At 45.0% G+C, this 11,331-nt stretch carries 9 protein-coding genes; 2 read left to right on the top strand and 7 right to left on the bottom strand.

Annotated elements, in window-relative coordinates; genetic code table 11:
• Nucleotides 1-553: 553 nt before the first annotated feature.
• Nucleotides 554-703 carry an arginine synthesis PII-interacting regulator PirA gene (pirA, locus tag QUB51_RS29390; RefSeq protein WP_172185012.1) on the bottom strand — a complete coding sequence of 50 codons (150 nt, stop codon included), beginning with the start codon at nt 701-703 and terminating at the stop codon, nt 554-556.
• A gap of 286 nt (nt 704-989) precedes the next feature.
• Nucleotides 990-2,162, bottom strand: coding sequence for an 8-amino-7-oxononanoate synthase (gene bioF, locus QUB51_RS29385; RefSeq protein ID WP_333056034.1), 1,173 nt, complete (start codon nt 2,160-2,162; stop codon nt 990-992).
• 66 nt (nt 2,163-2,228) lie between these two features.
• Between bioF and QUB51_RS29380 the strand changes: the two genes are divergently transcribed.
• Nucleotides 2,229-3,164, top strand: coding sequence for an exopolyphosphatase (locus QUB51_RS29380; RefSeq protein ID WP_333056035.1), 936 nt, complete (start codon nt 2,229-2,231; stop codon nt 3,162-3,164).
• Nucleotides 3,165-3,287: 123 nt separating this feature from the next.
• Here QUB51_RS29380 and QUB51_RS29375 read toward each other — a convergent pair whose 3' ends face one another.
• Complete coding sequence (locus tag QUB51_RS29375) at nt 3,288-3,521, bottom strand: hypothetical protein (protein ID WP_333056036.1); 234 nt, start codon at nt 3,519-3,521, stop codon at nt 3,288-3,290.
• Nucleotides 3,522-3,532: 11 nt separating this feature from the next.
• Nucleotides 3,533-4,654 (bottom strand): glycosyltransferase family 4 protein, encoded by a 1,122-nt coding sequence (locus QUB51_RS29370; protein WP_333056037.1) that lies wholly within the window; start codon nt 4,652-4,654, stop codon nt 3,533-3,535.
• Nucleotides 4,655-4,825: 171 nt separating this feature from the next.
• Between QUB51_RS29370 and QUB51_RS30545 the strand changes: the two genes are divergently transcribed.
• Entirely contained in the window at nt 4,826-4,984 is a 159-nt protein-coding gene (locus QUB51_RS30545; protein ID WP_445243020.1) for a transposase, read from the top strand.
• 710 nt (nt 4,985-5,694) lie between these two features.
• On the opposite strand, the gene QUB51_RS29365 is transcribed toward QUB51_RS30545, so the two are convergent.
• The 3 genes from QUB51_RS29365 to QUB51_RS29355 all read right to left on the bottom strand — a co-directional run bounded on the left by QUB51_RS29365 (nt 5,695) and on the right by QUB51_RS29355 (nt 10,127).
• On the bottom strand, nt 5,695-6,822 hold the full coding sequence (locus QUB51_RS29365; RefSeq protein ID WP_333056038.1) for a type II secretion system F family protein: 1,128 nt from the start codon (nt 6,820-6,822) through the stop codon (nt 5,695-5,697).
• Between the two features lie 94 nt (nt 6,823-6,916).
• On the bottom strand, nt 6,917-8,014 hold the full coding sequence (locus QUB51_RS29360) for a type IV pilus twitching motility protein PilT (RefSeq protein WP_333056039.1): 1,098 nt from the start codon (nt 8,012-8,014) through the stop codon (nt 6,917-6,919).
• Between the two features lie 94 nt (nt 8,015-8,108).
• Nucleotides 8,109-10,127, bottom strand: coding sequence for a GspE/PulE family protein (locus tag QUB51_RS29355; protein ID WP_333264418.1), 2,019 nt, complete (start codon nt 10,125-10,127; stop codon nt 8,109-8,111).
• Between the last annotated feature and the right edge of the window lie 1,204 nt (nt 10,128-11,331).

The raw sequence follows: 11,331 nt of genomic DNA, 5'->3' as shown, positions 1-11,331 counted from the left end.
TAAATAACTTACAATTTTAATTGTTATTGTGGGATGGGCCTAAGAGCCCGTCCAAAAAGGACGGGCTCTTAGGCCCATCCCACAAACTTGTGGAAGTTATTTAATTCTCATTCCTTACCTCCCTTGTTATTCCCAGCCTGTCTTTCACACCGACTCTTACCCCATCCTAATTCAGCATATAAGTACAAATCGTAATCCTACTATGGTCATTTTTAATTTGCTCCGAGGCGCGTTTTTGGTCATAGCAATTCAAGGCATGAATCGCATAGCTCAGCAAATTCATAAATACCTGATTCAACTTACCGACATAACATTCTATTTTTGGCAAATCTCTTGGGGACGAGGCGCACTCTACAGATAGAGTTTGTGCGTGCAGGAGTGTTCCCTCTTTCTTCTTCCTTCTCAATAAAAAATCCCGGTTTCTTTAAAAAACCGGGATTTTTCCTACCAACTAAGAGAGGAGTCAAAACTTCACAGGTAGCGGTTGCCGGAATTCTGCATTTCTCGCACAACCCTCTAAACCAAACTACGGCAAATTCTAGTTCCAGCTTCTTTAAAGCTGTCTCATTTCCTCTTCAAGCACCCGAACCAAATCTTGATTGCCACTGGATCTCGCTACTTCTATGCGGTGCATCAGTTGCTTGTGAATGTTAGCGCGGTGGGTTTCTGCTACTTTTTTTACGTTTTGACGATTTGTGTTCATGGTGGACGTTCCTTATATTAAATTTGGTGTACCTGCTACTTCTCTAATATAGCGCTAAATTCCAAAAAGTATCTAAATTTACAAAAAATTTACAGTTGTTGACCGATCGACCAAACTCCTGTATAAGATTGGTCATAAGTCAATAGCGATATCTTGACAATCAGAAGTCATTAGTCATTAGTCAGTAGTCATTAGTCATTAGGCTGATGCCCGATGCTTTTAGGCCCGATGCTTTTAGGCCCAACATTTACATTTAGTCAAGCGGTGCGCGGTACGCACTCAACATTTAGTCAAAACTCAAAACTTGCTTCAGCGCCTCTACCAACTGCTGAAGGTGTGCGAGCTCGTGAGTTGCCATCAGCGAAATCCGAATTCGACTCACGCTGACAGTCGGAGGCCGAATCGCTGGAGCAAAAATACCCATTTCCTTGAGTTTGCTGCCGACTGTTAAAGCGGAGGCTGCATCTTTTAACGGAAGAGTGAAAATTGGGGAGAGGGAATTACTAATTGGTAATTGGTAATTGGTAATCGCGCAATATTTGAAAGTTTCGATATTTTGTCGCAACCGAACTCGGCGTTCTGGTTCTTGCTGTACAATCCTCACAGCTTCTAAAGCAGCAGCCGCGTCAGCAGGCGTCAATGCTGTAGTATAAATCCAACTCGCAGCTCGATTACGCAGAAAATCAATTAAAGCAGCAGATCCCGCAACGTAACCACCTAAACTTCCCAAAGCTTTGCTGAGTGTCCCCACTTGAATCAGTGGTGTTCCCGTACACCCGAAATGTTCTGCACAACCGGCACCGCTAGCACCGAAAACTCCCGTAGCATGAGCTTCATCTACTAATACCATGCAGTTAAAGGTTTCGGCCACAGCCAACAACTGTGGTAGCGGACACAAGTCCCCATCCATGCTAAAGACGCTATCGGTAATAATTAAACACTTGCGATACCTTGCGCGATTTTGCTCTAGCTTGGCTTTTAAATCCTCAAGATTGCAGTGACTGTACTCTAGGGCAGTTGCACCGCTGAGTGTGGCTCCGTTTTTCAGGCTCGAATGGTTGTACTTGTCAGATAATATCAAATCGCGCTTGCCGACAACGGATGCGATCGCCCCTAGATTCGCCAAATATCCCGAACTGAATACTAAAGCATCTTCAGTTTGTTTTAAATTAGCAATAGCTTGTTCTAACTGTCGGTGCAAATCGCGGTGTCCGCTGACCAACCTCGAACCCGTCGCACCCGTACCAAATTCCTTAGTTGCAGCTATAGCAGCTTCAATTAACCTGTCATCGCCCGCAAGTCCCAGATAATCGTTGCTGGCAAAGTTAATCAGGCTGTGGCCTGCTAACTTTACCACAGGCCCAGGGGAACTTTCGATCGATTCTGGCGATCTATACCAATTGGCACGGCGAACTGTGTCCAGGGCCTTCTCTATCCAAGCGTAAGGGTCTGTGTTCATATTGGAAAGCGATCGGGTAATACGTTATATTAGCTGGTGATCAGTTCCTCCCTATCACAGAAGCATATGCCACTCACTAAAAAATACAGATTAGTCACCCGCAGCGATTTTGACGGTCTAGTCTGTGCAGTTTTGCTCAAAGAACTCGATATGATCGACGAGATTAAATTCGTGCATCCTAAAGATATGCAGGATGGGAAAATCGAAATAACAAATAACGATATTAGCACCAATTTACCCTATGTTGAGGGAGTTCATCTAGCTTTCGATCACCATTTCAGCGAAACTCTTAGACACGAGAAAATCAAAATCAACCACATCATCGATCCCTATGCAGCTTCTGCAGCTAGGGTACTGTACAAATATTATGGAGGCCAAGCAAAGTTTCCTGATATTTCTGAGGCGATGATGGTGGCAGTTGACAAATCAGATTCCGCTCAATTTGCCAAAGAAGAGGTTCTGCACCCGCAAGAATGGGTGCTGTTAAACTTCATAATGGACGCCCGAACGGGGTTGGGAAGGTTTAAAGAATTTACCGTTTCCAATTATCAGTTAATGATGCAGTTAATCGATTACTGCAAATATCATACCATCGACCAAATATTGCAGCTTCCTGATGTAAAAGAAAGAGTAGACCTCTACTTCGAGCAAGAAGAAAAATTTAAAGAGCAAATACAGCGATGCGCCCAAGTTTATAATAATTTAGTTGTTTTGGATTTGCGTAACGAAGATGTGATTTATGCGGGAAATCGTTTTGTAATTTATGCTTTGTTCCCTCAGTGCAATATATCGATTCACGTACTTTGGGGACTGAAACAACAAAATACTGTTTTCGCAGTTGGCAAGTCAATCTTTAACAAAACTTCTAAAACTAATATTGGGGAGTTAATGTTGAGGTATGGCGGCGGTGGACACCAGAATGCCGGAACTTGTCAGATTGAGAACGATAAAGCTAGTCAAGTTTTGAAACAGTTAATTGCCCAGATAGAGCAAAATGGTTAATTTGGCTTTATCTTTTTTGCAGTCAGGACTTGAGTCTTTGATTATTTATTTTAATTTTCAGCACTAAAGTCCTTACTACCAACAGGGATTTTTAGGACTGAAGTCCTTACTGCCAACGAGAGTTTATTCCTCAAGGTTTTGATCTGGCGGGTTCTGAACATTGAGATTTTCTGAACTTTTGCCTTTGACTGGTGGCAAATGGTCTACCAAACCCATATCAAAAGCGATATCCGGCAACTCATCAGCGTTATATTTTCCTGGCTCAAACAATCGGCCGGGAGTAAAACAAGGCTGTTTTAATCGTACCACTTCTCCGGGTGAAAACATTCCCCTAAACATTTTGCGTTCGAGTCCCATAATTTCTGCTCTTAAAACAACTTTCGCATTAATCTTAGCAATTTTTGAGCAGCAGCTTCCCAATTAAATAAATCTGCCGTCTCTTTAGCTTTTTGAGCTACCTGAAAACGCATCGGGTCTTCAACAATTTTTCGCAACTGTTCGCGAACCGACTGAACATTTGGCTCGGCCCAATGAGGAGCATTTCTGATTTTTAGATACTCAGTATCGTAACACTTTCCCACGGGAACTAGATCGTAAGCAATGGGATAGCAGTTATCAGCATTGGCGTACTCAGTCGGGCCGCCGTACATAGTCATAGCAACGGGCAAACCTGCTGCAAAGGCATCCAAAATTTTAATCGCAAAACCCTCGCCGCGAAAGGGTGCTAAAAAAGCATCTGCTGACAAGTATAAATCAGCTAGTTCTGCTTTAGTACAAAATTTAGGCTTTACCTGAACTTTTGACTTGAACTTGCCGAATTGTTTTTCGATATTTACGAGGTGTTCCACTATAACATCAGGATTTTTGCCACCATCTTTGATAATTAACTCTACGTTAGAATCATCTTTAAACTCTTCACAAAAAGCTTGAATTGCCAGATCCGTGCCAAATCTATACAAATCAAAAGAATTGGTCATGTGCAGAATATACTTTACATCTTTTTGGGTTTTTTGCGGTCTGGGCAAATAGAGTTGCGAGATTAAAGGATTGAAACCTAGAGGCATGACTGATACGTTAGCCGGCGGACATCCAGCTTTTATTAAAACGTTTTTAGAATATTGGCTGACGGCTAGTTTGTGGGATGAAGTGTTAACAGCATCGTAAATCCAGTAATCATAATCATCATGGTTTTTGGCGAATTCGTAATTGATAGCAAAAAGTTCTAAGTTGAGATGTCCGTTGAGTTCTTTTAAAAAATAAGGTTTCCAATAATGAGACCATTTGATCTGAAATAAATCTGAGGGTGTGGTGTTCATCCACTTCTCTAGCAGGTCGTTTTCTTCTGCTGTGGAATGGCGGCTGAGATGAGAGGCTATTGTTGAAGGTTCGACCGAAATAGGAATTCCCATTTGGTCTAAAGTTTTGGCCAGGGATAGGGTAATGTCGGTGAAGGAGTTAAAGTGTTGAAAGGCAACGTTAAAGTGAACCATATTTATGGGTTATTAGTGCAGGGCGATCGCATCTAATTTGGTATAAATTGTACTTGACAAATGACATAAAATGCACCTGCCAGAGGCAGGGCTGCGGTGGAGACGGGATGGGCCACCAACAAGTAGTTAAACTGGGAATGGACTCCCGGCAGGTATCTCTCACTGAGGCAGATGGAAAAAGGCTGCCGTGAAATCTATCGGCAACGGAACATTGTTGAACGTGCTATCAAGCGACTCAAGCAATGGAGTCGGAGCGCTATTCGATATGAGAAGCTGCCTGCCAATTATACAGCCACGATCGCGATCGCCTGCATTCTGTTGTGGTTATAGTTTGAAAACACGCCCTAGGCAAGAGCACGTGATGGAGATAAATCAACTAGGTGGAACCCCAGCGAGCGTGCTTAGCTGGCTATCAGCATCACACTCAATTTTTCTTCCTTAGTTTACGAGCTGCGCTTGAATGATGCTGTCAAATGTTTTAAAAATTTCCCTCACCATTATACCTTAATTAAGATGCGATTACGCTGTAATATCTCTGAGTAACTTTTTTTATTCTTTCTATTCTGGGGTAGTTCAAATTGGCAAAATATTCTAAAAACCTGCCATTTAATATAATATTCACCGAAGGCAATGAATCTGTTTGTTTTGGTTGGTGAGTTAAAGTTTGAGTAAAACCTTTTGCCATTGATAGCATCCATCAACGACAATAACTACATTTAAATTTATTCGGATTTAACTGTAGCATATTTGGGGTTCCAATTAAGATGCGTTTACCCTGGAGCGTAAAGCCAGGATTAGGCAGCAGTTAAATCGGTCTACCTATCCTACTTGACTTTTGTGACATTTTCGTAATTTGTCACCAATGGGAAGACCCTGGTAATGAAGATTTGGAGGCAGAGCCTCCAAATTGTTTTCTCCTTTTAATAGAGGATGTGCCTCCTCCAAAAGTCTGCCCAGGCAGAGCCTGGGAAAGATTGAAATAGTCATTGGTCAGGCGTTAATTGTTACTAACTAATAACTAATAACTAATTAGCACTTTTTTACAGCTTCTGGAAGACTGCGAACATCGGCAGATACATCGACAGCAAAATTGAACCTACGATACCACCGACGACCACAATCATCAGAGGTTCTAGCATACTGGTAAGTCCTTTTACTGCTTCTTCCACTTCCGTTTCGTAGAAAGCGCCAACTTTCATCAGCATCTTGTCAAGTTCCCCTGTCTCCTCGCCAATTGCCATCATTTGGATGGCCAAAGACGGAAAAACAGCTTGTTCTTGCAAAGCAATACTGATCATGCCGCCGCCTTGAATTTCCTGTCTCGCATATTCGATCGCATTAGATATCGCCTGATTTCCCGCCACATCTCGCACAATTTCCAAAGAATTGAGAATCGGCACGCCCGATCGCGTCAGCGACCCAAATATCACGCAAAACCTAGCCACCGCAGATTTTTCGATCAAATCGCCAAACACCGGCAATTTCATCGCAATTCTATCAATTTGTAGGCGACCTATGGGAGTTTTGTAGTACATATCGAAGGCAATTTTTAGCGCTATAATTACCCCAATAACTGTCACCTGTTGAATCGGAGGCCAAGCGGTACAAAATGAACTAATTGCCAACATCATCACCGTAAAAGCCGGCAAATCTGCACCAATATCCTTAAAGATTTTAGCGAAAGTTGGTAGCAAGAATATGGTCATTGCGAAAAAAATCACGATCGCGATGGAAAGCACCGTCTTCGGATAAGACATAGCCGAATTAATTTCGGATTCCGTCTTGTGATTTTTTTCCATCATCACCGCCAGACGGTCTAGGGTTTCATCTAGTACCCCCCCGACTTCTCCCGCCGCCACCATACTGATAAACAGTTGGTCAAACACATCAGGAAACTTAGCCATCGCCTCTGCCAAGTTTATCCCCTCCTGAACGTCAGCATTCATGCTTCTGAGCGCTCGCTTCAGCTTAGCATTAGAACACTGCTCGTGCAGCACGGAAAGGCATCGAACGATCGCCACCCCTGCATTAAACATAGCCGCAAACTGACGAGCAAAAATAGCCATATCCTTAACAGTAAGGCTGGTAAGGTTATATTCAATTTGCTCCTGAATCTTACTGAAATCAAAGCCACCTTTCGGTTTTTGGCGGATAACGTTGGTAGCCACAGCTCACCTCTGAAAATTTATTAAAAGTTATGACTCATCAGTCATCAGTCATTAATTCAGCCTGCGAACTCCTGACTAATGACTGCTGACGGAACTAATGAGCTTTTACCGGGGCGCTACCAACCGGTGCCGGGCCGATCAAGCGTTCGAGTTCGTCAGCCTTAGAAGCCTTGGCCATTGCCGATTCCCAAGTGACTTTACCGCTCTTGTAAAGTTCAGCGAGGGCCATTTCCATCGTCCTCATACCCAATTTTGCCCCCATTTGGATTTGGGAGTAAATCATCGGAGTTTTTCCCTCCCGGATCAAGTTAGCCATAGCTGGAGTATTTACCATGATTTCCATAGCGCAGCAGCGGCCGCCCCCAACTTTTATTACCAAATTTTGGCTGGCTATTCCCACCAAAGAGTTAGACACCTGGGCGCGAACCTGGGGTTGTTGAATGGGCGGGAACACGTCCAAAATCCGATCGATAGTTGCAGCCGCCGAATTAGTGTGCAGCGTTCCCATCACCATGTGACCCGTTTCTGCCGCCGAAATTGCCAGACCGATCGTTTCCAAGTCCCGCATTTCCCCCACGAGAATTACATCAGGATCTTCGCGCAAAGCAGCTTTCAGAGCATTAGCAAAGCTCTTAGTATCTTCGCCCTTTTGGCGCTGGTGAAACAAACTCTTGACATTGGGAAACACGTATTCGATCGGGTCTTCAACGGTTAGAATGTGTTCCGCCCGCGTCCGGTTGACCAGATCCAACAAAGCCGCCATCGTAGTAGTTTTCCCGGAACCCGTTTGTCCCGTCACCAACAGCATACCCCTGGGTCTTTCCGTCATATCCCGCAAAACCTGTGGCACGCCTAAAGCATCTGCGTTAGGAATCTTAGAAGCCAGAGCCCGCATACAAGCAGCCCAAGCACCCCGTTCCCGGTAGACATTTACCCGGAACCGAGCCAATCCCCGAACGCCGTAAGCGCAGTCGAGTTCCCACTCCATTTCCAACTGCTTGCGCTGCATATTGTTGAGCATTTGGAAAATTAGGATCTGCACTTCCTCAGCAGACAGAATGTCTCCGTATTGCGTCTGAGGAGTTAGTTTACCGCTGACTCGGAAGAATATAGGCGCGCCCGCTTGGATGTGTATGTCCGAACCCCCTTGCTCTACCAGGGACTCCAGTACGTCTTCAATCATCAGACCCATAGATACCTCTCCTCGATCGAATTGATATGATAGTTATTGACCAATCTAGCTCAGTTAAGAGTCAACAGTTAATAGTCAACAGTTAACTGCTGAATCAATCCAAAAAGCGCGGAGTCAAACAGTACGGACAATCAAGCATCTCCGGCTTCAATTCCGCCTGACAAGTCTTGCAGGTAAGTCCCTGCTTGCGTTTGGCTTTCATTTCAGCCTCCAGCCCAGAGTCTGTAAACGTCACCCGCTCGACTTCTTCAAAGGTAGTCGCGCCTTCCCGCACCAACTGCAAGCTGTAAGCAAGCAGCGTTTTCATCCCTTCTTCTACTGCTGCTTCCTTAATTTGCTCTGTGGGAGCTCCTTGAGTGATCAGAGTTTGAAGCCGCTCAGTATTTTTCAGGAACTCGTAAACCCCTACCCGTCCTTTGTAGCCTAGGCCGCCGCACTTCCGACAAAGTTGCTCGTTGTCTGCGAGTTCCTTCCTTTCCTCCACGGGTATAGTGTTGGCTCTGTAAACAGTTAGATCAATTTCTTGAGAAGCCGACAGACCGTACTTGCCGAGTTCTGCTGCAGTAGGCTGGTAAGGAATGCAGCATTTGTCGCAAACGCGCCGCATCAGACGTTGAGCCAACACGCCCAACAGAGCGGCCGAAACCATGAACGGTTCTACGCCCATTTCGGCCAAACGCGCCACTGCCCCGGCCGCGTCGTTCGTGTGCAGCGTCGTCAGCACCAAGTGTCCCGTCAAAGCAGCTTCCAGAGCAGTTTTTGCCGTTTCCTTGTCCCGCGTTTCCCCCACCAGCATCACGTCAGGGTCTTGCCGCAAAAAAGCCCGCAGAATGTTGGAAAAAGTCAAGTCTTTTTCCCGAATTACTTGACATTGGGTAATTCCTGGCAAAGCATATTCGATCGGGTCTTCCGCCGTACTGATATTAACCCCCGGATCGTTCCGTTCCGCCAGAATCGAGTACAGAGTAGTTGACTTGCCCGAACCCGTCGGCCCCGTCACCAAAATCAGTCCGAACGGACGGCTAGCACTCTCTCGCACTAAAGCCAGAGTTTCTTCGTCGGAGATTAACAAACCCAAACCCAACTGAGTGCTGGAACTGTCCAAAATCCGCAGCACGATTTTTTCACCGTACCGGGAAGGCAAGCTGTTGACCCGGAAATCCACCGTGCGTCCCTCAAACACCCGGCGGATGCGCCCGTCTTGAGCTTGTCGGCGTTCGGCAATATCCAGGTTGGCAATAATCTTGAAACGAGCGGTAATCGATTGGACTACCTGCTTGGGAAACCGGAAATACTCTTGCAGCACTCCGTCTTTCCGCATCCGAATCCGCATGAACTCTTCTTGAGGTTCTACGTGGATGTCAGACACCTTTTCCGACAAAGCTTTCGCCAAAATGATATTGACGGCCTTAATTACGGGAGCAGCCTCTGCATCGTCCAAGGTGTTAGCGAGGTCTTCTTGGTCGGTGCTCTCCTCTACTAGCGAGAGCTCGCCAAAATCTCCCTCCCCTAAATCCATCTTTCTCTGCTTTTCGATTTCAGCTTTTTTAGCTTCCCTCTTAACTTGTTCGTCTTGATAAGCAGAAGTAATGTCCTGGTAGTCGTCCGGCGTAATCACTCGCCGCTGCAAAGCCAAGCCGTGAGGCTGTAAAATCCGCCGCAAATCTTCTATGGCGTTGAGGTTGTCGGGATCTACCATTGCCACTAAAACCGCCGCAGGCTCAGTTTCAGTCTTCGCTACGGGTAAAAACCGACCTTGGTGACAAATGTCGATCGAAATCTTCAACGCATCGAGCATAACTCCGAGTTGCTCGTTAGACATTTCGCTCATCTCCGGGTCAAATGCTTCAACGCCGTAGACTATCTTCCGTTCAAACATCTGCTGCTTCTTGTAAAGTCGCAGCAATTCTGGAGGCAACGGCTGCCCGGTAAGTGCTTCTAATACCTCCGTCAACCGCTTGCCGGAGTTCCGGCTATCAACTAGAGCTTGTTTTACTTGCTCGCCGTTGACGTAACCCGACAGAATCATCTTGGTGAGAGCCGGAGTAAAAGTGCTTAGAGCAACTATCGATGTGGGGCTGGATGTGGAGCGAAGCGGGGATGTGCTAGTCATAAAAAACACTCAATAGGTGGGAAACTCAGTCACAAAGAGTGCTGAGAGGAAAACCAAGGCGGGGTTTTAACCCCCGTATTCTTTGCTTATGGATCAGCTATCATTTTCTTGCTCAATCCCTATCTCTCAAGTGTAAGCTCGCAGTCCCCTCTAAGCTTCGTCCACAAATTGACGAGATGTTGGAGGGATTTGCCGGTGCTTGCAATCAAATCTTGTTCGTTGAGTGCTAAGTTGCTTACTTACCTGATTAACTTGCGGGATACTCTCGTTATAGCGTCAGGGCACATCACTTGGGGGCTCCCCGTACCGGGAGAGAAAAGCGGGGCAGGGTGTGTCCCCCTCCCAGGCTAATTCTATTTTCCCAAATTGTTTGCTCAAATTACAGCGCCCGTGGTGGCGCGGTTAGCTGTACTAAATTAAAGATGAGCTATGTTCTGTGATGATAGCTTTTACGAAAGCCTCGATCGCCCTTTTGAAATATATTTTGATTAATTATCTGCGATCTGTCACTGCCCGATCGTCGGCTGCATGAGCCCCCAGGGCAAATTTTGAGCAACTCTAGTTTTGGGTCAGTAAATATTACTTTGATTATACCCTGGTTTCCGAACCTTTGCGATCTAAGTTTTACGGTTCAGAAATGTTGGAAAGATGCCCATTAGATATCCATATTATCTAAAGATGAGTATCGTCGCCATACCCGCTAATATCTATCATTTGAATGGCAAAAATTCCACACTTCAAGAAACTTCGGCGTTATTGACTCTGAAAAACCACGCCCCCAATTCGCATCAAGATTAAAAACCTAGTGTCTGAGTTACACAAGCACACACCTAACTATTTAGTTCCTCAATACAAATTTCTTTTTCTCCCCACTTGGCAAACTCAGCAAATGGTAAAAAATGGCAGTGTCAGCTTGCGAATAAAACAGCGTGACCGATGATAACTTTAATTCCCTATCGTTTTAAGTAAACCTTGAAACATCAAGCCTCCTAAATGGGAAATATTGTAGTAGACTTAACCGCAAAATATACTTATAAAAGTTGTAAATGCGATCGCGTTAATTAAAAATGAGGAACCAACAAACATTGGATTGGCCCTATTAATGCCATAATATTATACCTAAATATTAGACCTCTTGCAAAAAAGATATATGTTATAATCAGAAGTTTTAATTTTAATCGGCTAGAGCTAACTCATGATTGTA

Origin of the sequence: Microcoleus sp. AT8-A3 (assembly GCF_036705675.1) — a bacterium.
Lineage (GTDB): Bacteria > Cyanobacteriota > Cyanobacteriia > Cyanobacteriales > Microcoleaceae > Microcoleus.
This window is presented reverse-complemented; position numbering and strand designations above follow the sequence as displayed.

Excerpts from the sequence above, each read along its gene's own strand:
- pirA (WP_172185012.1), bottom strand. The coding sequence starts at position 703 with ATGAACACAAATCGTCAAAACGTAAAAAAAGTAGCAGAAACCCACCGC.
- bioF (WP_333056034.1), bottom strand. The coding sequence starts at position 2,162 with ATGAACACAGACCCTTACGCTTGGATAGAGAAGGCCCTGGACACAGTT.
- QUB51_RS29380 (WP_333056035.1), top strand. The coding sequence starts at position 2,229 with ATGCCACTCACTAAAAAATACAGATTAGTCACCCGCAGCGATTTTGAC.
- QUB51_RS29375 (WP_333056036.1), bottom strand. The coding sequence starts at position 3,521 with ATGGGACTCGAACGCAAAATGTTTAGGGGAATGTTTTCACCCGGAGAA.
- QUB51_RS29370 (WP_333056037.1), bottom strand. The coding sequence starts at position 4,654 with ATGGTTCACTTTAACGTTGCCTTTCAACACTTTAACTCCTTCACCGAC.
- QUB51_RS30545 (WP_445243020.1), top strand. The coding sequence starts at position 4,826 with ATGGAAAAAGGCTGCCGTGAAATCTATCGGCAACGGAACATTGTTGAA.
- QUB51_RS29360 (WP_333056039.1), bottom strand. The coding sequence starts at position 8,014 with ATGGGTCTGATGATTGAAGACGTACTGGAGTCCCTGGTAGAGCAAGGG.
- QUB51_RS29355 (WP_333264418.1), bottom strand. The coding sequence starts at position 10,127 with ATGACTAGCACATCCCCGCTTCGCTCCACATCCAGCCCCACATCGATA.